Source organism: Pseudomonas sp. HMWF021, from assembly GCF_003061005.1.
In the GTDB taxonomy this organism is placed as follows: Bacteria; Pseudomonadota; Gammaproteobacteria; order Pseudomonadales; family Pseudomonadaceae; genus Aquipseudomonas.
Window position 1 is genome coordinate 1 of the sequence record NZ_QAIK01000017.1, and the last position, 22,457, is coordinate 22,457.

Below are 22,457 nucleotides of genomic sequence, written 5' to 3' on the forward strand. Positions count from 1 at the left end.
AAGAACGGTCGTAGCTAAAAGCCCCCCACCCGGTTCCCACGCCATGACCACGCCCACCGACGGCAAGACCCCCAATCTCTCGAGCGACGAACAACACGAAGTCGAGAAAAACCAGCCGCCCCGCGCGGCGGTTCTGCATGAAATCATCCGCACCCAAGGCGATCAGGAGCTGGAGCGCAGCATCGCCGCACTGTGGTGGTCGGCGCTCGCCGCCGGGCTGACCATGGGCCTGTCACTGATGGGCATGGGCCTGCTTAATTCACGCCTGCCCGAGGGCGATGAATTCAAGGTCATCGCCAGTTTCGGCTACTGCGCCGGGTTCCTCGCGGTGATTCTCGCCCGCCAGCAACTGTTCACCGAAAACACCCTGACCGCCGTTCTGCCGGTGATGACCAAGCCGACCCTGGCCAATTTCGGCCGGTTGATCCGCTTGTGGGGCGTGGTCCTGTTCGGCAATTTGTGCGGCACGATTCTGGTGGCGTACGTGATGCTCGAGCTGCCGATCTTCGACACCAAGACTGATCACGCCTTCCTTGAAATCGGCCGCAAGGTCATGGAGAACCACGCCAGCCAGATGTTCGCCAAAGGCATCGTTTCCGGCTGGATGATCGCCACCATGGTCTGGATGATCCCGTCCATGGAGAGCGCGAAGATGTGGATCATCATCCTCATCACCTACCTGATGGCGCTCGGCGATTTCACCCACATCGTGGTCGGTTCGGCGGAAGTGTCGTATCTGGTGTTTGCCGGCGAGCTGCCGTGGAGTGATTTCTGGATGGTGTTTGCCGGGCCCACGCTGGCGGGGAACATCATCGGCGGCAGTTTCATCTTCGCCCTGATCAGCCACGCGCAGATCCGCAGCGAGAGCGGCGCGCCGAAAGAAAAAGGCATAGGGAAACACTCTGCGGATCAGGCCGAAAAGCCCGATCCGCAGCAGATCAAGAAATGATCAGTGTTGCGCAGACTCGGCCGCTGGGGCCGGCTCGTCACGGGTGGCGTGCTTGACCAGTTTGCCGATGGTCAAGCCCTGCAACAGGATCGACGACAGCACCACGATGTAGGTGATGCTCAGCAGCAGATCGCGCTCCGGGCCCAATGGCAAGGCCAGCGCCAGCGCCACCGAGACACCGCCGCGCAAACCGCCCCAGGTCAGGATGCGAATGGTGCCACGCGGCACCGTGCGCCAACGCCGCAGCAGAACGATCGCCGGGGCCACGGTGAGCAGGCGCGACAGCACAATCGCCAACGCCAGCAAACTGGCCGCCGCCACGTGCGCCCAGTTGAACGGCAGCAGCAACAGCTCCATGCCGATCAGCGCGAACAGCAGGGCGTTGAGCATGTCATCGAGCAGCTCCCAGAAGCCGTCGAGGTACTTGCGGGTCATGTCGTTCATCGCCAGGTTGCGCCCCAGGTTGCCGATGATCAGACCCGCCACCACCATCGCAATCGGCGCCGAGACGTGCAGCTCGGTGGCCATCGCCGAACCGCCGATCACCAGCGCCAGGGTCAGCATCACGGTGATCTGATGCTGCTGGACGCTTTTGATCATCCGGTACACCCCATAACCGATCAGCCCGCCGAACAGCACCCCGCCAATGGCTTCGTGAACGAACAGCATGGCCGTGGCGCCGATGGTCGGCGTTTCACCCAGTTGAGCGATGCCCAGCAACACGGTGAACACCACCACCGCAGTGCCGTCGTTGAACAGCGACTCGCCGACGATGGTGGTTTTCAGTGGCTTCGAGGCATTGGCCGTACGCAGTACGCCGAGCACCGCAATCGGGTCGGTCGGCGAAATCAGCGCGCCGAACAGCAGGCAGTAGAGGAAGCTCACGTGCCAGCCGAACAGGGCAAAAATGTAGTAGGCGAGGCTGCCGATCACGGCGGTGGCAATCAGCACACCGAAGGTCGCCAGCAGGCCGATGGGCCAGCGGTAGCTGCGCAGGTCGTTCAGGTTGACGTGCAGGGCGCCGGCGAACAGCAGGAACGACAGCATCCAGTTCATCAGCAGATCGCCGAAATCGATCTGGCCGATCAGTTGCTGCACGCGTTCTTCGAGGCCGGGATAACCGAGCACGCTCAGGCCTTGCAGCAACAGGGAGAACATCAGCGCGGTGACCATCACGCCGATGGTCGGCGGCAGGCCGATGAAGCGGTAATTGACGAAGGTGAGAAGGGTGGTGAGGCAGATAAAAGCGGCGACAAGTTCTAGCATCCGGGCTCCATTGGATGGGGGGTGGAAAGACAGCGCCCCGATTCTTCGGCGCAAAGGTTGGATGGGCTGATCCGGGGTTGGGACACAATCGAGTCCCCTCGGTTGGTCAGCTGCACACATTGGTGTAGGGTCATCAACAAAAATTCAAGGAGTGGGACGTGGCGGCGACAGTTCTGGTGTTGATGGCGGCGCTGTTGCATGCGACGTGGAATACCCTGATCAAGTTCAGTGCCGAACGGTTGCTGGTGGTGGCGTGCATGGACACGGTGGCGCTCTTGTTCGTGGCGCTGGCATTTCCATTCATCAGTCTGCCGCCGCTGGAGATCTGGCCGTGGATTCTGGCGTCGGCAGCATTCGAGCTGCTGTATCGCTATTTACTGATACAGGCCTATCGGGTCGGCGACCTCGGGTTGGTTTATCCGTTGATGCGCGGCTTGTCGCCGCTGGTGGTGCTGGCGCTGACCTTGATCTTTGCCGGCGAAGTGCTCACCGCGCAGCAGATCTTCGGGATCATGCTGATTCCCTTGGGCATGGCATGTCTGCTCTGGCAGGGCGGTGGCGGCAAGCATCTGCCGTGGTCGATGCTGCCGGTGGTGGCGCTGATCGGGCTGTGTATCGGCTGCTACACCTACATTGACGGTCAGGCCTTGCGGCGCTGGTCGCATCCACTGGATTACCTGGTCTGGGTCACGCTGCTCAGTGCCTGGCCGTTTCCGTTGCTGGCGTGGGTCGCCAAACGCCCGGCGTTCCTGGTGTTCTGGCGCGAGCAGTGGAAGCTGGGCCTGGCGGTCGGGTTCTGTGTGTTGTTCAGCTACGCTCTGGTGCTGTGGGCGATGCAGTTGGGCTCGATTGCCGAAGCGGCAGCGCTGCGTGAAATCAGCGTGATTCTGGTGGTGCTGTTCGGCATGCGATACCTCAAAGAACCTTTCGGCAGACCGCGGCTCTTAGCCTGTGGGCTGGTGCTGATCGGCATGCTGGTGATGAAGTTCTGACTGCCCGCCATTTCTATCACTTGAAGAAGGACGGCTCTATGACGGTAGCTCTGTGGTGCGTGTTGATCGCGATTTTCCTGCCCTATATCTGCACGGGCGTGGCCAAGGCAGTGGGCGGCTACCGACTGAGCGACAACCATGATCCCCGGGACTTTCTGGAAAGTCTCAACGGCGTGGCCCGGCGTGCGCATGCGGCCCAGCTGAACAGCTTCGAAGTGACCCCGGCGTTTGCCGCGGCGGTGATCGTTGCGCATCTGGTGGGCACGGCGCAGCTGGTGACAGTGAATGTGCTGGCGGTGATGTTTATCACCAGTCGCCTGCTGTACATCATCTGCTACCTGGCGGACTGGGCGATTCTGCGGTCGCTGGTGTGGTTTGTGGGGATGGGGTTGATTGCTGCTTTCTTCTTTGTGTCGGTATAGATAAAGCAGGATCAAAAGATCGCAGCCTGCGGCAGCTCCTACAGGGAATATGTATCAACCCTGTAGGAGCTGCCGAAGGCTGCGATCTTTTGCTTTTCAGGGTTTGTCAGCCACCTGTGGCACTTGCGGCAATGCCGCGCCTTTGGGCCAGAGCATCCAGATCTGCCCCTGCTGTTTCATGTCGCCGGCCAGTTGCCCGGCCGCATCACCGGTGCCCCAGAACAGGTCCGCACGCACCTCGCCGGCAATCGCGCCGCCGGTGTCCTGCGCCGCGACCGGGCGAACCAGAGCAGTGCCGTCCGGGCGGGTGGTCGACAGCCACAGCAGACTGCCCAACGGAATCACCTTGCGATCCACCGCCGCGCTATAGCCGGCCGTCAGCGGTACGTTCAACGAGCCGCGCGGGCCTTCGTTGCTGTCAGGGTTGCGGGTGAAGAACACATAGCTCGGGTTGCTGCCCAGCAGTTCCGGAATACGCGACGGGTTGGCCTTGGCCCAGTTGCTGATCGCGCCCATGGTCACGTCTTCTTTCTTCAGCTCGCCTTGCTCGACCAGCCAACGGCCGATCGGTCGATACGGGTGGCCGTTCTGGTCGGCGTAGGCGATGCGCAGTTGTTTGCCGTCCGGTGTCTGGATCCGCCCGGAACCCTGGATCTGCAAAAACTGCAGGTTCATCGGATCGGTCAGGTACGCCACCACCGGGGCTTTCACGCCTTTGGATTCAATGGTTGCCGCGTCGTCGTACGGTTTGAGCACCCGACCTTCGAGGCGACCGCGCAGGCGCTTGCCCTTGAGCTCCGGGTAAATGCTGTCGAGCGAGACGATGATCATGTCTTCAGGCACGCCATACACCGGCACGTTGGCCACGTCCGTGGGGGTGATGCTGCCGGGGTAGACCGGTTCGTAGTAGCCGGTGATCAGGCCGTTGGGGTTGTCATGCTCGGCGCGCAGGCCATACACCTCCAGGTTCTGCTTGAGGAAGGCGCGGATTTCGCTGGCGCTTTGCGGCACATTGGCGGCTGCGGCGCAGGTGCCGCCCCAGATCGGGTCGGCCTTGAGCCGGGTGCAGGCGCTGCGCCATGAACCGAAACCGGCGACCAGATCGCTGTCGGACACGGCCGGCAAGGCTTCCCAGGTAGCGCTGGAGTAAGTGGCCAAGGCGTGGGTTTTCGGTTTGTCTGTGTCACTGCCGGTGCAACCGGCAAGGATTGCCAGCAGCGGCAGGGTTGCGATCAGCGGGTGACGCCAGGCCTTGAAACGGCTGTTCATGGAGTGATTCCTGTGCCGGTTGCCCAAGTGCTCCATGCGCTCGGGCAACCCGTATTTTTAATAGGGCTATTGGTGTTTGTCCGCGACGCGAGGATACTGGCCGCCGAATTCCGTGACCTGAAGCCACCATGACTCTTAAAAGCATTTCTGTTGTATTGCTGGCCTGTCTGACGCTGTCCGCCTGTGGCGGTGTCGATCCGAATTCCCCGCTGGGGCAACGCAAGGCAATCTTCAAGCAGATGCTCAAGACCGGCGAAGACCTGGGTGGCATGTTGCGCGGACGCATTCCGTTCGACGGGCCGAAATTCGCCGAAGGCGCGGTGAAGCTCGATGCGTTGTCCCATGAGCCGTGGAAGCATTTCCCGCAGGTGCGTGAAGAAGATCACACCAGTGCCAAGGACGATGTCTGGCTGCGTCAGGCACGTTTTCAGGAATTGGCCCGCAACCTTGAGGCGGCCACCAGTGAACTGGTGATTGCCAGCAAGGTTCAGCCGTACAAGGCCAGCAACCTGGGACCTGCGGTGCAGAAGGTTGAAGATGCCTGCAGCGCTTGCCATAAAGAGTTTCGCGATCATTGACTTCTGTTGTTTGAGCTGACGCCTTCGCGAGCAAGCCCGCTCCCACACTGGATCTGTGTCGTTCACAAATCAAATGTGGGAGCGGGCTTGCTCGCGAAGAGGGCATCAAATTCCCCGCATTACCGGTTACTTGTCGATCTGGTCCAGCGCGTCCTGCAGTTCCTTGCGCGACTCGGCGAGCTTGTTCTTGCGCTTGTCGATCTTCTCCGGATCGCCCTTCTTCATCGCCTTGTCCAGATCAGCCTGGCGCTTGCTGACTTCGTGCTTGGCTTCCAGCACCTTGTTTTCGCGCTCTTTCTTCAGGCCGGCATCGGTGCAGTTCTTCGTCACTTCATCCAGAGCGGTTTGCAGGCCGGCCTGTTGATCGGTATTGCCACGGGATTTGGCTTGTTCGAGCTGATTGATGATGCCCTGCTTCTTCGCGGCGCAACCGGTCAGGCCTGGCGCATCTTCGTCAGCCATCACAGGCGCGGTCAGAACGCCACAGAGGGTCAGCAAGGCAAGCGGTGCAAGAAATTTCATAAAAGCTCCATGTGCAAAGGCAATCGGGTCGGGGGCACTGCGCAGTTTGAGCGTCTGGTGGCCCTTCGGTTCCCGGCAGCCGGGGATTGCGTGTTCAGAAACCGTCGATTCCGGCGGCGCGTAAGGTGTCACTCAGGGCCAGCACCTGCGGATCGCGAAAGAAAGCGCTCAATTGCGCCGCGCGGCCCGGGCCGATTCCGGCTTCCGTCTGCCATTGTTCGGTGTCGCGTTGTGCCAGTGCCTGCCACGAGTCGGCCAGTTGCGCCTGGCCGGTCGGCGGTAGACCCATTGCTTTCAGCCACTGCGTGAAAGGCCTTTGTCGGGCACTGTGAAAACTGTGCATCAGGCGTGCACTGCTGCGCTCGCCGAAGCCGGCAATGTTAGCAAGCTCTGGCTCGTCGAGGGTCAACCAATCCAGCAGGTTGTTCAGGCGGCCTGTTTCCAGAAGTTTCTCCCAGGTACCACGACCGACATTCTGCATCGCCAGACCTTGCTTGCCACTGAGCCACGTCAGGCGCGCGAGAAACTGGCTTTCGCAACCGGGTGTCGGCTGCCAGCAACTCAAGGCGTGGAAGTCGCGCGTGTCGGGAATGTCGAGGGCGGCTCGTTCAGTGGTGCGCAACACCACGCTGTCGAGACGCGGAATCGTCAGCCCGGCCAGGCTGATTGCCACCTGATCACCGGGCCGGATGTCCAGGGCCTGCCAACGCTTGAGTGAGCCGGCGCTGACCCGTTTGATCTCGCGGTCATCGAGCCTCACGGGCATCAGCTCCAGCACTGGCGTAATGCGCCCGGTGCGCCCGACCTTGAAATTCACCTTGCGCACTTCGGCCAGTGCCCGGGCGAACGGGTATTTCCAGGCGACGGCCCAATAGGGTGAATTCGCCTGCCAGCGCTCGGCGGGTGGGCGCTGGCTCTGGCGCAGAACAATGCCGTCGCTGGCAAATGGCAGGGGGGATCGATACCAGTGGTCCCGCCATTGTTGCGCGTCGGCAAGGTCGCTGATGGCATGACTGAACGGGGCTGTCGGAGTGAAGCCCAAGGTCGCCAGCGTCGAAATCCGTTCAGGCAGACTTGCGGGGCCTTGCGGCCAGTCCCAGACGAACAGGCCGATCCCCGCTGCTTGTTCCTTGCTCAGGTTTTTACGATTCATCAGCCCGGCAACAGTGGCCCGGGCGTTGACGCTGCCGGCGCTGGCCTGCACATGCTGGTTCAGGCGCCAGTAGAGTTCGCCCTGCACCAGCAGATCGATGGGCTGGGTCAGTTGTTGGGGAATGGTCGGGATCTCTCGTGCCGCCGCTGTCCAGTCCTGGCCGCTGATACCGTCACCACGACTGATCGCCTGCTGCAGCGATCCTCGGCGATAAACCAGCGTGACCGCTACGCCATCGACCTTGGGTTGTACCCAGACGTCCTGACGATCCTTTAACCATGCTTGAACGGCGGCCGCTTCGTGAAGCTTGTCCAGGCCGGTGTGGGCGACTGGATGCGCGATTGAGCCAGACGCTGTGCGCAAAGGTTCGGGCGCCGGGGGCTGCTGGAAGCATTGGCGCCATTGGTTGAGGCGCAGGCGTGATTGGTCATAGAGGTCGTCGGCAATGAGGGAGCGGCCTTCACGGTGGTAGGCGTCGTCCCATTGGTCGATCTGTTTTTGCAGGGCGGAGATTTCCATGTTTGCCCTGCTGGCAGACCAGTCGGGGCAGGCTGAGTAAGCGATCAGAGGGGCGAAGCTCAGCAGAACAACGGAAAACAGGCGCAGCGTGGCAAGCATTTTGAGCGTCCTTGCTCAGGGGGAATGCTTGAAGGCTAGGCGAGGATTGCGGGTCGGGTAGCCTGAGTGTTTTGCGGGGTGTTGCGCAGCGTTAAAGTCAAAAGATCGCAGCCTTCGGCAGCTCCTACAGGGGGATGCGTTGTGTAGGAGCTGCCGAAGGCTGCGATCTTTTGCTCTTGGAAAACATGAAAAAGCCCCGCACGGCGCGAACCGTGCGGGGCTTTTTTGCAGCCGGGGAATTACAGGCCAGCGGCAGAACGCAGAGCGTCGGCGCGGTCGGTTTTTTCCCAGGTGAAGGTGGTGAAGGTGTCTTCGCCAACAGTCTTGGTCTGCGGAGCACGACCGAAGTGGCCGTAGGCTGCAGTTTCCTGGTACATCGGGTGCAGCAGATCGAGCATGGTGGTGATCGCGTATGGACGCAGGTCGAACACTTCACGCACCAGTTTGATGATCTTGTCATCGCTGATCTTGCCGGTGCCGAAGGTGTTCAGCGAGATCGAGGTAGGCTGGGCCACACCGATGGCGTAGGACACCTGAATCTCGCAACGCTCGGCCAGGCCGGCCGCCACGATGTTCTTGGCAACATAACGGCCAGCGTAGGCAGCCGAACGGTCAACCTTCGATGGATCTTTACCGGAGAACGCGCCACCGCCGTGACGAGCCATGCCGCCGTAGCTGTCGACGATGATCTTGCGACCGGTCAGACCGCAGTCACCTACCGGGCCGCCAATGATGAACTGGCCGGTCGGGTTGATGTGGAACTGGGTGTCTTTGCTCAGCAGTTCGGCAGGCAGCACGTGCTTGACGATCAGCTCCATCACGCCTTCGCGCAGGTCTTTGTACGACACTTCAGGGTTGTGCTGGGTCGACAGTACAACGGCATCGATACCGACCACCTTGCCGCCTTCGTAACGGCAAGTCACTTGCGACTTGGCGTCCGGACGCAGCCAAGGCAGCAGACCCGATTTACGGGCTTCGGCCTGACGCTGCACCAACTGGTGCGAGAAGGTGATCGGTGCTGGCATCAGCACGTCGGTTTCGTTGCTGGCGTAGCCGAACATCAGGCCCTGGTCGCCGGCGCCCTGATCTTCAGGCTTGGCACGGTCAACACCCTGGTTGATGTCAGGGGACTGCTTGCCGATGATGTTCATCACGCCGCAGGTCGCGCCGTCGAAGCCGACTTCGGAACTGGTGTAGCCGATGTCGCAGATCACGTCACGAACGATCTGCTCCAGGTCAACCCAGGCGCTGGTGGTCACTTCACCGGCAACGATGGCCACACCGGTCTTGACCAGGGTTTCCACGGCAACGCGTGCGTGTTTGTCCTGGGCAATAATGGCGTCCAGCACCGCATCGGAAATCTGGTCGGCGATTTTGTCCGGATGTCCTTCAGACACGGACTCGGAGGTGAAGAGGGAGTATTCGCTCATCTCGATGTTTTCCTGAATTTACCGATGGTGAGTGTCGCCAGCCGGTCGCTGAAAGTGGCGAACCTGGATCTGGAAACCATTACGTAAGCCTACATAGAGGCTTTCCCCGGGAACGAGTCCCGCAGCGGTGGCCCAACGGGCCAAATCGTCCTGTTCAAACCCCAACCACAGATCACCGCAGGCCTCCCTGGCCCAACTCTGGTTGTGGCTACATAACTCTGTCACGAGCAGGCTACCGCCCGGTTGCAGCAGGCCGGCCATGTGCTTGAGCGCTTCGGCCGGCGCGGCGAAATGGTGCAACACCATGTTCAGTACCACGCAATCGGCCGTCAGGCTTGTGCCATTCAATGCATCGGCCAATTGCAGGCTGACGTTAGCCAGCCGTTCACGTTCACATACCTGACGCGCCAGTTCGAGCATCGCCGGGCTGTTGTCCAGCGCGGTTACGGTGCCGAAGCGGCGGGCCAGTTCCGGCAGAAAAGCACCATCGCCGGGGCCGACCTCAATGGCCGTGGCAGCACCATTGAAGTTCAGTTTGTCGAGCAGGGCCAGCACGCTGTCGCGGTACTGCGGCAGGCCTGCGATCAAGTCTTGCTGGGCGCGGAATTTTTCCGCGACCCGAGTGAAAAAATCCTGGCTGGCGGCTTCACGTTGGCCGTGGACCTGAGCGATGCGCGTCTGCACGTCGTCCGGCAGCGCCAGATTGTCGACTTCTTCTAACAACGCGGCGTGCAACTTGCCGCCCAGCAATTCGGTGTGGGGCAGGGCGCGGCGATAGAAAATCGCGTTGCCTTCGCGGCGTGTTGCTACCAGATCCGCCTGGGCCAGCACCTTGAGGTGGTGGCTCATGCCCGACTGACCGATACCGAAAATCTGCGCCAGCTCCAGTACGCCGAACGAATCGTTGGCCAGCGCGCGCAATACATTCAGGCGCAGCGGATCGCCACCGGCCTTGCACAGGGCCGCCAGCTCGTCGCAGTCGTCATGGCGAATGGAAGGCACGCGTAAGTTCATGGGGCAGCAGTCTAGTGACGGTGGGAAATCGCCGCAAGGGCAATATCAAAAAGTTTTGATATTGCTCGATAGATGGCACTTCTCACTGGCTGGTTAACTCTACAAACGAACAGCGGAAAGGTTTCACCAGACGAAACCGCCGCCCAGCACGGGAAAAACGCCTCTGGATGACTATCTGTCATTGCCCCGAAGCGCTCCGGTGAGGGAAAATGCCCTCCTTTTTTCCGTTTCAATCTATTCACACCCAGGAGATCAGCGATGCCTAGCCGTCGTGAGCGTGCCAACGCCATTCGTGCCCTCAGCATGGATGCCGTGCAAAAAGCCAACAGCGGCCATCCCGGTGCCCCCATGGGTATGGCAGATATCGCCGAAGTGCTTTGGCGCGACTACCTCAAGCACAACCCGAGCAATCCATCGTTCGCCGACCGTGACCGCTTCGTGCTGTCCAACGGCCACGGTTCGATGTTGATCTACTCGCTGCTGCACCTGACCGGTTACGACCTGTCGATCGACGACCTCAAGCAGTTCCGTCAACTGCACAGCCGCACCCCGGGCCACCCGGAATTCGGCTACACCCCGGGCGTCGAGACCACCACCGGCCCGTTGGGTCAGGGCCTGGCCAACGCCGTCGGCTTCGCGCTGGCAGAAAAGGTTCTGGGCGCGCAGTTCAACCGTCCTGGCCACAACATCGTTGACCACCACACCTACGTGTTCCTCGGTGATGGCTGCATGATGGAAGGCATTTCCCACGAAGTCGCTTCCCTGGCCGGTACGCTGGGCCTGGGCAAGCTGATCGCCTTCTACGATGACAACGGCATCTCCATCGACGGCGAAGTCGAAGGCTGGTTCACCGATGACACCCCGAAGCGTTTCGAATCCTACAACTGGCAGGTGATCCGCAACGTCGACGGGCACGATCCGGAAGAGATCAAGACCGCCATCGAGACCGCACGCAAGAGCCCGCTGCCGACCCTGATCTGCTGCAAGACCACCATCGGTTTCGGTTCGCCGAACAAGCAGGGCAAGGAAGATTGCCACGGCGCCCCACTGGGTGACGCGGAAATCGCCCTGACCCGTCAGGCGCTGAACTGGAACTACGGCCCGTTCGAAATCCCGGCCGACATCTATGCCGAGTGGGATGCCAAGGAAAAAGGTCGCGCTGCCGAAGCCGAGTGGGATCAGCGTTTCGCTGCCTACTCCGCCGCGTTCCCGACCGAAGCCAACGAGCTGATCCGTCGTCTGAGCGGCGAACTGCCGGCTGACTTCGCCGAAAAAGCCTCGGCCTACATCGCTGAAGTGGCGGCCAAGGGCGAAACCATCGCCAGCCGTAAAGCCAGCCAGAACACCCTGAACGCGTTCGGCCCGCTGCTGCCGGAACTGCTCGGCGGTTCGGCTGACCTGGCCGGTTCCAACCTGACCCTGTGGAAAGGTTGCAAGGGCGTCAATGCTGAAGACGCCAGCGGCAACTACATGTACTACGGTGTGCGCGAATTCGGCATGACCGCGATCATGAACGGCGTATCCCTGCACGGCGGCCTGGTGCCTTACGGCGCGACCTTCCTGATGTTCATGGAATATGCGCGCAACGCCGTGCGCATGTCGGCGCTGATGAAGAAGCGTGTGATCCACGTCTACACCCACGACTCCATCGGTCTGGGCGAAGACGGCCCGACGCACCAGCCGATCGAACAACTGACCAGCCTGCGCACCACGCCGAACCTCGACACCTGGCGTCCAGCCGATGCCGTTGAATCGGCAGTGGCCTGGAAAAACGCGCTGGAGCGTAAGGACGGCCCATCGGCACTGATCTTCTCGCGTCAGAACCTGCAGCACCAGGAACGCGATGCCGGCCAGATCGCCGACATCAGCCGTGGTGGCTACGTGTTGAAGGATTGCGCAGGCGAGCCTGAGCTGATCCTGATCGCCACCGGTTCGGAAGTCGGTCTGGCCGTTCAGGCCTACGACAAGCTGACCGAACAAGGCCGCAAGGTGCGCGTGGTTTCCATGCCTTGCACCAGCGTGTTCGACGCTCAGGACGCCGGCTACAAGCAATCGGTGCTGCCGTTGCAGGTCAGCGCCCGTATCGCGATCGAAGCGGCTCACGCCGACTTCTGGTTCAAGTACGTGGGCCTGGAAGGCCGCGTGATCGGCATGACCACCTACGGTGAGTCGGCTCCGGCTTCGGCACTGTTCGAAGAGTTCGGCTTCACCCTGGACAACATCCTGGGTCAGGCTGAAGAGCTGCTGGAAGACTAAGCAGTACGAATGCGGTAGCCCCGGCTGCCGCGTTCCCCTGTAGGAGCTGCCGGAGGCTGCGATCTTTTGATCTTGATCTAAAAACAGGATCAAAAGATCGCAGCCTTCGGCAGCTCCTACATGGGGTTGTGTTGTTAGCGAATACTATCGAGAACCCCATGCCTCAACCGCGTCCCTACAAAGTTGCACTCAACGGCTACGGCCGGATTGGTCGTTGCGTCTTGCGTGCGTTGTTCGAGCGAGGCTCGACGGCAGGGTTTGAAATTGTCGCGATCAACGATCTGGCCGACATGGCCAGCATCGAATACCTGACACGCTTCGACTCCACCCACGGCCGCTTTCCCGGCGAAGTGCGAGTAGACGGCGATTGTCTGCATATTAATGGCGACTGCGTGAAGGTCCTGCGCAGTGCCACCCCCGAAGGCATCGACTGGGCGGCGCTAGGCGTCGACCTGGTGCTCGAATGCTCCGGCGCTTACCACACTCGCGAAGACGGCCAGCGGTTCCTCGACGCCGGCGCGCCACGGGTGCTGTTCTCGCAGCCGATGGCCAGCGAGGCGGATGTCGACGCCACCATCGTCTACGGCGTCAATCAGGATTGCCTGACCGGCGCCGAACTGCTGGTATCCAACGCCTCCTGCACCACCAATTGCGGTGTGCCGCTGTTGCGTCTGCTGGACAAGGCGATCGGCCTGGATTACGTGTCGATCACCACGATTCACTCGGCAATGAACGATCAGCCGGTGATCGACGCCTATCACCACGAAGACCTGCGCCGCACCCGTTCGGCGTTCCAGTCGGTGATCCCGGTGTCCACTGGTCTGGCGCGTGGTATCGAGCGCCTGCTGCCGGAACTTGCCGGGCGAATTCAGGCCAAAGCCGTACGCGTGCCGACGGTCAACGTGTCCTGCCTCGACATCACGATGCAGACCGCCACCGCGACCGATGCCAACGAGGTCAACCGGATCCTGCGCGAGGCCGCCACCAGCGGCCCGCTCAAGGGCCTGCTGGCCTACACCGAGTTGCCGCACGCCAGCTGTGATTTCAACCATGACCCACATTCGGCCATCGTCGATGCCAGTCAGACCCGTGTTTCCGGCCCCAAACTGGTGAACATCCTGGCCTGGTTCGACAACGAATGGGGTTTTGCCAACCGAATGCTGGACGTTGCAGAACACTATCTGCAAACAGCGATTTCAAAAAAACCTGCTCTCTAAGAACAGTTACTCAGGAAGTGCGACCCATGACCGTGTTGAAGATGTCCGACCTCGATCTGCAAGGTAAGCGCGTATTGATCCGCGAAGACCTCAACGTCCCAGTCAAGGACGGTGTTGTCACCAGCGATGCGCGTATCCTGGCTTCGCTGCCGACCATCAAGCTGGCCCTGGAAAAAGGCGCGGCGGTGATGGTGTGTTCGCACCTGGGCCGTCCGACCGAAGGCGAGTTCTCCGCCGAGAACAGCCTCAAGCCAGTCGCCGACTACCTGAGCAAGGCCCTGGGCCGCGACGTGCCGCTGGTGGCCGATTACCTGGGCGGTGTTGACGTCAAGGCCGGCGACATCGTGCTGTTCGAAAACGTGCGCTTCAACAAGGGCGAGAAAAAGAACGCCGATGACCTGGCTCAGCAATACGCCGCCCTGTGCGACGTGTTCGTGATGGACGCTTTCGGCACCGCACACCGCGCTGAAGGTTCGACGCATGGTGTGGCCAAGTTCGCCAAAGTCGCCGCTGCTGGCCCGCTGCTGGCGGCTGAGCTGGAGGCACTGGGCAAGGCGCTGGGCGCACCGGCCAAGCCGATGGCGGCCATCGTTGCCGGCTCCAAGGTCTCGACCAAACTCGACGTGCTCAACAGCCTGAGCCAGATCTGCGATCAACTGATCGTCGGCGGCGGCATCGCCAACACCTTCCTGGCGGCTGCTGGTCACCCGGTCGGCAAGTCGCTGTACGAGCCGGACCTGCTCGACACCGCGCGCGCCATCGCTGCCAAGGTCAGCGTGCCGCTGCCGGTGGACGTGGTCGTTGCCAAGGAATTCGCCGAAAGCGCCGAAGCCACCGTCAAGCTGATCGCTGACGTTGCCGCTGACGACATGATCCTGGATATCGGCCCGCAAACCGCAGCCAACTTCGCCGAACTGCTGAAATCGTCGAAAACCATTCTGTGGAACGGCCCGGTCGGCGTGTTCGAATTCGACCAGTTCGGCAACGGCACCAAAGTGCTGGCCCAGGCCATCGCAGACAGCGCCGCATTCTCCATTGCCGGCGGTGGCGACACCCTGGCGGCCATCGATAAATATGGCGTGGCCGAGCAAATCTCCTACATTTCCACCGGTGGCGGCGCGTTCCTCGAATTCGTCGAAGGCAAGGTGCTGCCAGCCGTTGAAGTCCTGGAAAGCCGGGCCAAGGCCTGAGGCCGCCCGTTTGGCCAGGCAAAGGAGTGTTCACATGGTCAAGTCGTTAGCGCTGTTGTTGCTGACCGGTACGCTGGCGGCCTGCGGGAGTAACCCGAAGGCCGAGGCCACGCCTGCGCCGGATGCGGCACAGAAAGGCTGCTATCAGGCCGACTGGCAGGCCGAAACCAACCCGGTGCTGAACAAGCGCTCGGGGCCGGACGGCCTGGACAAATACGAGACGCAAACCCCGGCCAAGGAACATGGTTGTCCTTGACCGGTCTGACTCTTTAACGCAGGGCTGGCGGCGTTGGCTGTCAGTCGAGGAACACGGATGAAAGGCTTGATCGCCATTGCGGCGTTGGCATTGTTGGGCGGTTGCGCGCAGATGAACCTGTTTCAGTCGTCCGCGCCTGCGGACAACTGGACCACCTGGACCTGCGACAGCCAGGCCAAAGTGCTGTGGCGCTACGCCGATGCCGGCCAGAAGGAAGTCGATGTACGGCTGGGCGGCGGTGATCAGGTCTATCGCCTGAAAGAAGAGCCGGGCGCCTCGGGCGTGCTGTACAGCGACGGCATGCTGGCGTTTCACGTCAAGGGTGACGAAGGCCTGGTGTACTGGGTCGCCACCAATGACCTGATTGGCCGCGGCTGCAAGGCCGAGTAATTGCAACACCGCAGGCCCATTGTAGGAGTGAGCCTGCTCGCGATAGCGGTATGACAGTCGCTGCAATATTGATTGCAAGATGGCTATCGCGAGCAGGCTCACTCCTACAAGGGTTCTGCGTAGTTCTTGAGAATTTGCTTTATCGAATCACCAGACCGGGCCTCAACCCCCGATCTGCAATCACTTGAATAGCCGCCGCCGCTCCGGCAGGCTGGCACGATTAACGACCCTCAACCGGGAGAGACACACACAATGGCACTTATCAGCATGCGCCAGATGCTGGACCACGCAGCCGAGTTCGGCTACGGCGTTCCAGCCTTCAACGTCAACAACCTTGAGCAGATGCGCGCCATCATGGAAGCCGCTGACAAGACTGACTCCCCGGTGATCGTCCAGGCTTCGGCCGGCGCCCGTAAATACGCCGGCGCGCCGTTCCTGCGTCACCTGATCCTGGCCGCGATCGAAGAATTCCCGCACATCCCGGTGTGCATGCACCAGGATCACGGCACCAGCCCTGACGTCTGCCAGCGCTCCATCCAGCTGGGCTTCAGCTCGGTCATGATGGACGGCTCCCTGGGCGAAGACGGCAAGACCCCGACCGACTACGAATACAACGTGCGCGTTACCCAACAAACCGTCGCCATGGCTCACGCCTGCGGTGTTTCGGTTGAAGGCGAGCTGGGTTGCCTGGGTTCGCTGGAAACCGGCATGGCCGGTGAAGAAGACGGCATCGGCGCCGAAGGCGTTCTGGATCACAGCCAGATGCTGACCGACCCGGAAGAAGCCGCTGATTTCGTCAAAAAGACCCAGGTCGATGCCCTGGCCATCGCCATCGGCACCAGCCACGGCGCCTACAAGTTCACCAAGCCACCGACCGGCGACGTGCTGGCGATCGACCGCATCAAGGAAATCCACAAGCGCATCCCGAATACCCACCTGGTGATGCACGGCTCCTCCTCCGTGCCACAAGAGTGGCTGGCGATCATCAACCAGTACGGCGGCGACATCAAAGAAACCTACGGCGTACCGGTTGAGGAAATCGTCGAAGGCATCAAGTACGGCGTACGCAAGGTCAACATCGACACCGACCTGCGCCTGGCATCCACCGGCGCCATGCGTCGCCTGATGGCCACCAACCCGAGCGAATTCGACCCACGTAAATTCTTCGGCGCCACCGTGACGGCGATGCGTGATGTGTGCATCGCCCGTTATGAAGCGTTCGGCACTGCCGGTAACGCTTCGAAGATCAAGCCGATCTCGCTGGAAGCGATGTTCCAGCGGTATTTGAAGGGTGAGTTGAACGCTAAGGTTAACTAAGCCTTGGCTTTGAACCGCTGATACAAGAAACCCGCCGAGAGGCGGGTTTTTTGTGGGCTGCAATATCTGCGTGCAGTTGTAACTATCCAAAAGTCAGAGCAAATGGCGCTGCTGATTGCTTGATGGCAGTGAACACGTGAGGCGCCTGTTCCCGATACTGAGAATGGCGCTTGAGCACCTTCTCAACAGAGATGAGCAACTTCTGAATGCGCTCTCTGGGCTTCTCGATTTCACAGGTATGAGCAAACTCCAGCAATCCTTGTCGTGAAGCGAACATTGACTTGTTACCCGCCAGATCCAGCGCCAAAACATCTTCCGGGATATAGGCCGTGGTATTGACGATGTCATAAGCCGGAGCCAAGCGTGCATCCCGTTGCGTCGGTTCGGAATAGAGCAAGCCGAAATTCTTCAAATGAGCGTCGCCATTGCCGACGATGCAACTCAGGGCAACGCTATCGAAGAGTTGATCGAGGGACGTGCGCAAGTGTATCGCCGGGCAAAATACTCGAACTGCCTTCGCGATGGCTGCATAACTTTTGCTGTACTTCTGAGTGGCCGACAGCCCCATCAACACGGCCATGTCTTCAAAACCGATCGGGTTGAGCTGATCGTCGCGATCAAAGCGGCGCATGACAAATAGCTTGGCGTTGTCGGAAAGGTAAAACGGCGGAACGGGAATGCCCGCGTCTTTTGCCATGGACATACACAGGAATTCGTTGATCGCCAGGCCCGGGAATTCGTCTCTGCCACTTTTGATGATCAGGTCCGAGGTTTTGGATGTCACTCGTGGCAACTCTACCTCTTGTCGTTCTGGCACCAGCAATTTGGGTTGAACACCTGAAATGCCTGCCCGCAGGATGTAGCGATCAAGCATGTCGGCGAAGATATCTTCCGTGCCGTCCCACGTGAGAATCTCTTCGAGTTTCTCTCCCGGAAATTCTTGCTCCTGCAACAAGGCATCCACGGTTTCAGAGCGTACGTGAACCCTGCCAATGGGCGATGTGCTGCCGGAGAGCGCCAGTAGCAACATTGGGTCGACGTTGACTGTCTTGGCCAAGCGATTGCGTAACTGCTCCAGCACATAGCCTTCTGGTAGGTTCATTTGAAAAACAGGATGCATTTCGCGCCGACGAAATTCGTCATGCCGTACAGGCATCGAGAGGCTGATGGCCATTTTTGGCGATGCATCTTCGCGATAACGAAAAGTGAAATCCTCGGCGTTGCTGAAAAGTCTGCCGCTGTTACCTTGTGGGGTGCTGACTTGAAGAGAGGCCATTTTCATTCGAATAAATCCCCAAGCTCTTCAAGGGTTGGCATCGTTGCTGGAACCACCGAGAGTTCGCAGTCCAGAGCAGCCAAAACGCGCGCATAAGCGATCATGCCGACAGAAAGGGTACCTTTCTCCACCGCGATGACTTTGTATCTTGTCAGTCCCGCCAGATCGGCAAGCTGCGCCTGCGTCAGGCCACGATTTATACGTTTCTCTCGTAATTGAATGCCGAGACGGCCGATCAATAGAGTGTGATCCATGTTGTGCTACCGTAACAATTTGAAGTCAATGTAGCGTATGCGCAACATTTAATCCATTTGGCTCAAGGAACCCGCCGTAAGGCGGGTTTTTTGTGGGCGGCTACTTTTTCAACTCCACATGATCCAGCGCCTGATTCACCGCCAGTTCACCGAGCATGACGATTTGCGCGATGCCCAGTGCGGTCTTGCGGTGGGATGAGTCGAGGATGGCGGCGAAGTTGTTGAGCATGTCGGTTGCCGAGCCCAGAGTTTCGCTGGCGTTGGCGAGCAGCGATTCGGTGTCGTACTTCGGGTTGGCGAGGTACATGGGCTCGGGTTTGTTGGTGCTCGCCATGATGAGGGCGGCGGGATTGAGGTAGTGGTCGAGGGCGCGTTCGGCGGCGTCGTGGAGTTTTTTGGAGTTGAGGGATTCGTAGGGGGAAGCTGGGTCTGTGTCTGGCGGGTGTGGTGTTGATTTGGTCATTTGCTCGAAACCTGATTGGAGTGCCCCCTCTCTGGCTACTAATCAAAGTGGAGGCAACTGTACGCAGGTTAGTAGACCGGGGTTTCGAGCAAGCCGGCGCACCCGAAGGTGCCCTGCGCACAGTTACCATCAAGCGCAGGTTGCGAAATACCTGACTGACAGATGCTTGTGCACAAAGCTTGAAACCACAGGCTACTAAACCCGATCACTGGATATCAGTGACGCGAATCAAGTTACCGATGGCCCTCCAGGCGCACAAGCCGGCGGATTCTGGCGTAGCCGTAGGTATCCGCGCAAGTTGTTGTAGGCATCGGGAAGTAACCAGGACTCAGCTTAAACACGCACGTTTAATGTAGGAGCTGCCGAAGGCTGCGATCTTTTGATTTTGTCTTTTTAGAATCAAAAACAAGATCAAAAGATCGCAGCCTTCGGCAGCTCCTACAGTGGGGGTGGTTATTTGTCGTGGTCGATGTCGAGTTTGCTGAAGGTGACCTGGCCGCCTTCGCTGGTGTAGCCGGTGTTGTCCTGCACATACACCCCGGCCTTGAAGTACAGCGGTTTGTCGCGCCAGGTGGCGCTGATCTGTGAATCCCACTGGTAACCTGCCGCGCTCACACCCAGCGCCCCGCCGGGGCTCAAGTGGATGAGGTAGTTGAATTCGTTGTCCAGTTTGATGCCGGTGGCGAGGGTGATGACGCGGCTTTCCTTGTCGTCGGGGTGCATGCGGACCTTGATCACCAGATTGCCGTTCTGGGTCTTTTCCTTGTACTGGTATTCAAGCTTGACCATCGGGCGCTGGCTTTCATAGGCGTGGATCTGGCCGATGACGATCTTGCCGGAGCTGGGCACCTTGTTCACCGCGAGGGTCGCGCGCAGGGTGTTGTCGGCATCGGGGTAGTACCAGTTGCGCAAGGTGCCGTTGCTGAAGGTTTCGCGCAGTTCGGTGCGCGGGTAGATGGCGTTTTCGGTTTTCGAGCCGGTCACCGGTGACCAGAAAAACAGCGTGCCGGTGTCGGAATGGAAGTATTGGTCCTTGAAGCCATTCACCAGTTTGGAGGTTTCGACGGTGTACGGCGGACTGCCGACGGGAACGCTGAGGTTCCAGGTTGCGAGATCGATCATGTCGGTTCTTCCACTCAATTCATCCTGAACGCGAGTGCCAGAAGCTCTAGCCCGCGCCTTTTCGGGCGGCATTTATAAGCGTAGAGGAGTTTTTTGTTAACGCCCGTTTGGCAGATGATTGGCGTCAACATCCTGTCGAAATGCCATCTGTGCCGGTTTCAGGGGGCTGCAGGGGTGACCGTTAGTCGGTAAATCGCAGCTTTGGCTAAATGATGGCAGCGTGGCAGCTTCTGCTTTCCCGGATCCGGGACTAGAGTGAACGCTCAGTCACCGTGCGGTTTTCCCAAAAAACCGGCCGATATACCGATAAAGAGATGTCCCGACAAGAGAAGCAGCATGGAATGCGCGCAACCCCAGCCAGGTGAAGGCAGCTCTGTCCTTTTGATCGTTGATGATTACCCCGAAAACCTGATCAGCATGCGCGCATTGCTGCAGCGTCAGGATTGGCACGTGATGACCGCCGCCTCCGGTTTCGAGGCGCTCAACCTTCTACTCGAACATGACGTCGATCTGGTGCTGCTGGATGTGCAGATGCCGGGCATGGACGGCTTTGAAGTCGCACGCCTGATGCGCGGCAGCCAGCGTACGCGGCTTACGCCGATCATTTTCCTCACCGCTAACGAGCAGTCCCAGGACGCCGTGATCAAGGGTTACGCCAGTGGTGCGGTGGATTATCTGTTCAAGCCGTTCGACCCGCAGATCCTCAAGCCCAAAGTCCAGGCGTTGCTCGAACACCAGCGCAACCGCCGCGCCTTGCAGCGCCTGAGTCATGATCTGGAGGTCGCGCGGGCCTTCAATGCCTCGGTGCTGGATAATGCGGCGGAAGGGATTCTGGTACTCGGCGAGGACGGTTTGATCCGCTTTGCCAACCCGGCGATTTCGCGATTGCTCAACGCACCGGTGAAGGAGCTTGAGGGCAAGGAGTTTCTCGATTACCTGCAGAAACCGCACATTCCGCTGTGGGCCGATTCCGAGTTGCTGGCCGGCTACAAACGTGGCGAGACGTTGCGTCTGCACGACGCGCTGTTGCGCACTGCGCCGGGGCAGCAGGTGCCGGTGGCGTTGTCCTGTGCGCCGCTGCCGTCCGAGCAGCACGCGATGGTGGTGACGGTGCTGGACATGTCGGTGGTGCGCCATCTGCACCAGCAACTGGAATTTCAAGCGGTCACCGACCCGTTGACCGGTCTGCTCAATCGGCGGGGCTTTTATCAGACGGTGGAAAATCTGCTGCTGCGCGGTGAACGCAGCGACAGCAGTTGGGTGCTGCTGTACCTCGACCTCGATGGCTTCAAACGGGTCAACGATTCCCTCGGCCACGATGCCGGCGACCGGGTGCTGCGCTGGGTGTCCGAGCAGTTGAAGGCGTGTCTGCGGCCGTTCGACATTCTGGCGCGCATGGGTGGCGATGAGTTCACGGCGCTGCTGGATCTGGAGTTTCCCGAGCAGGCGGCGAAGATTGCCGAGAAGCTCATCGAACGGGTGTCGATCTGTCAGCAGATCGAGGGGCTGGACATCGCGCTCGGCGCGAGTATCGGCATCGCCACTTACCCGGACTGCGGCTCGAACCTGGACGGTTTGCTGCGCGCCTCGGACATTGCCATGTACGAAGCCAAACGTGCCGGGCGTCAGCAATATCGCTTTTATGATCACGAAATGAACGGTCGCGCCCGTTCGCGGCTGATGCTCGAAGAGAGCGTGCGCAATGCCATCGAGAACCGGGATTTCAATCTGGTGTATCAGCCGCAGGTGGCGATCGACAGTGGGCAGATTCGCGGTTTCGAAGCGCTGCTGCGCTGGCAGCACCCGAGCGTCGGCGATGTGCCGCCGGGGTTGTTTCTGCCATTGCTGGAGGAGGCGCGGCTGATCAGCCGGCTCGGTAGCTGGATCTATCATCGCGGCGCCGGTCAGCGCAAAGCCTGGGAAACCCTGTTCGCCGAAGATCTGGTGCTGGGTGTGAGTTTGAGCAACACCCAGTTCGGCCTGCCCAATCTGGTTACCGAGTTGCGCCAGGTGCTGGAGCGGCACGCATTGCAGCCCCGGCAGCTGGAGGTGGAAATCACCGAAGACGCGCTGATGCACAACCCCGAGGAAACCCGCAAACAGCTGCGCTTGCTGCGCAATCTGGGGGTGCGGGTGGCGCTGGATGACTTTGGCTCGGGGCCGTGTTCGCTGGCGCATCTGCGTGATCTGGAACTGGACACGCTCAAGCTGGATCGCCACCTGATTGCGCGATTGCCGGATTCCACTCGCGATGCGGCGCTGGTCAGCAATGTGATCGGTCTGTGCAAACAGTACGGCTTGCTGGTGATCGCCGAAGGTGTGGAAACCATCGAGCAATACCAATGGCTGCAGGCGCATGGTTGTGAATATGTGCAGGGCTTCCTGGTGGCGCGTCCGCTGATGGCCGACGATGCCGCCAGCTTCGCCGCACCCTTCGACTGGAGCGCGCTGCCCGGTTGAATTCGCTACACTGGCGCTCTTTTCGAACCATGCTGCCGTGCCC

The 22,457-nt window shown here is 60.2% G+C and carries 21 protein-coding genes; 11 read left to right on the plus strand and 10 right to left on the minus strand.

Going from position 1 to position 22,457, the window contains the following annotated elements; all coding sequences use genetic code 11:
* Nucleotides 1-43: 43 nt before the first annotated feature.
* On the plus strand, nt 44-949 hold the full coding sequence (locus DBR18_RS01350; protein ID WP_108588978.1) for a formate/nitrite transporter family protein: 906 nt from the start codon (nt 44-46) through the stop codon (nt 947-949).
* Here the strand turns inward: DBR18_RS01350 and DBR18_RS01355 are convergent, their stop codons facing one another.
* Nucleotides 950-2,215, minus strand: a complete 1,266-nt coding sequence (locus DBR18_RS01355; RefSeq protein ID WP_108588979.1) for a sodium:proton antiporter — start codon at nt 2,213-2,215, stop codon at nt 950-952.
* Between the two features lie 158 nt (nt 2,216-2,373).
* On the opposite strand from DBR18_RS01355, the gene DBR18_RS01360 reads away from it, so the two are divergent.
* Together DBR18_RS01360 and DBR18_RS01365 are read left to right on the plus strand one after the other, a co-directional pair.
* Nucleotides 2,374-3,207 (plus strand): EamA family transporter, encoded by an 834-nt coding sequence (locus DBR18_RS01360; protein WP_108588980.1) that lies wholly within the window; start codon nt 2,374-2,376, stop codon nt 3,205-3,207.
* A gap of 38 nt (nt 3,208-3,245) precedes the next feature.
* Nucleotides 3,246-3,629 carry an MAPEG family protein gene (locus DBR18_RS01365; protein ID WP_007961888.1) on the plus strand — a complete coding sequence of 128 codons (384 nt, stop codon included), beginning with the start codon at nt 3,246-3,248 and terminating at the stop codon, nt 3,627-3,629.
* Between the two features lie 96 nt (nt 3,630-3,725).
* Here the strand turns inward: DBR18_RS01365 and DBR18_RS01370 are convergent, their stop codons facing one another.
* Nucleotides 3,726-4,898: a murein transglycosylase A gene (locus tag DBR18_RS01370; protein ID WP_108588981.1), complete on the minus strand. Its 1,173-nt coding sequence runs from the start codon at nt 4,896-4,898 to the stop codon at nt 3,726-3,728.
* A gap of 128 nt (nt 4,899-5,026) precedes the next feature.
* On the opposite strand from DBR18_RS01370, the gene DBR18_RS01375 reads away from it, so the two are divergent.
* Complete coding sequence (locus DBR18_RS01375; RefSeq protein ID WP_108588982.1) at nt 5,027-5,476, plus strand: cytochrome c; 450 nt, start codon at nt 5,027-5,029, stop codon at nt 5,474-5,476.
* Nucleotides 5,477-5,602: 126 nt separating this feature from the next.
* On the opposite strand, the gene DBR18_RS01380 is transcribed toward DBR18_RS01375, so the two are convergent.
* From DBR18_RS01380 to DBR18_RS01395, 4 genes are all read right to left on the minus strand, one after another.
* Nucleotides 5,603-5,998: a DUF1090 domain-containing protein gene (locus DBR18_RS01380; protein WP_108588983.1), complete on the minus strand. Its 396-nt coding sequence runs from the start codon at nt 5,996-5,998 to the stop codon at nt 5,603-5,605.
* Nucleotides 5,999-6,092: 94 nt separating this feature from the next.
* Nucleotides 6,093-7,769, minus strand: a complete 1,677-nt coding sequence (gene ligB, locus DBR18_RS01385) for an NAD-dependent DNA ligase LigB (protein WP_108588984.1) — start codon at nt 7,767-7,769, stop codon at nt 6,093-6,095.
* Nucleotides 7,770-8,008: 239 nt separating this feature from the next.
* Nucleotides 8,009-9,199 (minus strand): methionine adenosyltransferase, encoded by a 1,191-nt coding sequence (gene metK, locus DBR18_RS01390; protein ID WP_003229025.1) that lies wholly within the window; start codon nt 9,197-9,199, stop codon nt 8,009-8,011.
* Nucleotides 9,200-9,217: 18 nt separating this feature from the next.
* Entirely contained in the window at nt 9,218-10,213 is a 996-nt protein-coding gene (locus DBR18_RS01395) for a metalloregulator ArsR/SmtB family transcription factor (RefSeq protein ID WP_108588985.1), read from the minus strand.
* Between the two features lie 258 nt (nt 10,214-10,471).
* Between DBR18_RS01395 and tkt the strand changes: the two genes are divergently transcribed.
* From tkt to fba, 6 genes are all read left to right on the plus strand, one after another.
* Nucleotides 10,472-12,469: a transketolase gene (gene tkt / locus DBR18_RS01400; RefSeq protein WP_108588986.1), complete on the plus strand. Its 1,998-nt coding sequence runs from the start codon at nt 10,472-10,474 to the stop codon at nt 12,467-12,469.
* A 158-nt stretch (nt 12,470-12,627) separates the two neighbouring features.
* Nucleotides 12,628-13,686: an erythrose-4-phosphate dehydrogenase gene (gene epd, locus DBR18_RS01405; protein ID WP_108588987.1), complete on the plus strand. Its 1,059-nt coding sequence runs from the start codon at nt 12,628-12,630 to the stop codon at nt 13,684-13,686.
* 26 nt (nt 13,687-13,712) lie between these two features.
* Nucleotides 13,713-14,876: a phosphoglycerate kinase gene (locus DBR18_RS01410; protein ID WP_108588988.1), complete on the plus strand. Its 1,164-nt coding sequence runs from the start codon at nt 13,713-13,715 to the stop codon at nt 14,874-14,876.
* 34 nt (nt 14,877-14,910) lie between these two features.
* On the plus strand, nt 14,911-15,132 hold the full coding sequence (locus DBR18_RS01415) for a hypothetical protein (RefSeq protein ID WP_007961876.1): 222 nt from the start codon (nt 14,911-14,913) through the stop codon (nt 15,130-15,132).
* 57 nt (nt 15,133-15,189) lie between these two features.
* Nucleotides 15,190-15,522, plus strand: coding sequence for an MliC family protein (locus DBR18_RS01420; protein ID WP_108588989.1), 333 nt, complete (start codon nt 15,190-15,192; stop codon nt 15,520-15,522).
* 252 nt (nt 15,523-15,774) lie between these two features.
* Nucleotides 15,775-16,839 (plus strand): class II fructose-bisphosphate aldolase, encoded by a 1,065-nt coding sequence (gene fba / locus DBR18_RS01430; RefSeq protein ID WP_003229012.1) that lies wholly within the window; start codon nt 15,775-15,777, stop codon nt 16,837-16,839.
* 82 nt (nt 16,840-16,921) lie between these two features.
* Here fba and DBR18_RS01435 read toward each other — a convergent pair whose 3' ends face one another.
* From DBR18_RS01435 to DBR18_RS01450, 4 genes are all read right to left on the minus strand, one after another.
* Nucleotides 16,922-18,121: a type II toxin-antitoxin system HipA family toxin gene (locus DBR18_RS01435; protein WP_108588990.1), complete on the minus strand. Its 1,200-nt coding sequence runs from the start codon at nt 18,119-18,121 to the stop codon at nt 16,922-16,924.
* Entirely contained in the window at nt 18,118-18,369 is a 252-nt protein-coding gene (locus DBR18_RS01440; RefSeq protein ID WP_108588991.1) for a helix-turn-helix domain-containing protein, read from the minus strand. Before DBR18_RS01440 ends, DBR18_RS01435 begins: the two co-directional genes overlap by 4 nt.
* Before the next feature lie 100 nt (nt 18,370-18,469).
* Nucleotides 18,470-18,832 carry a DUF6124 family protein gene (locus tag DBR18_RS01445; RefSeq protein ID WP_108588992.1) on the minus strand — a complete coding sequence of 121 codons (363 nt, stop codon included), beginning with the start codon at nt 18,830-18,832 and terminating at the stop codon, nt 18,470-18,472.
* A 453-nt stretch (nt 18,833-19,285) separates the two neighbouring features.
* Nucleotides 19,286-19,954 (minus strand): polysaccharide lyase family 7 protein, encoded by a 669-nt coding sequence (locus tag DBR18_RS01450; protein ID WP_108588993.1) that lies wholly within the window; start codon nt 19,952-19,954, stop codon nt 19,286-19,288.
* Between the two features lie 336 nt (nt 19,955-20,290).
* Here DBR18_RS01450 and DBR18_RS01455 point away from each other — a divergent pair, with 336 nt between their 5' ends.
* Nucleotides 20,291-22,414 carry a bifunctional diguanylate cyclase/phosphodiesterase gene (locus DBR18_RS01455; RefSeq protein WP_108588994.1) on the plus strand — a complete coding sequence of 708 codons (2,124 nt, stop codon included), beginning with the start codon at nt 20,291-20,293 and terminating at the stop codon, nt 22,412-22,414.
* Nucleotides 22,415-22,457: the final 43 nt, after the last annotated feature.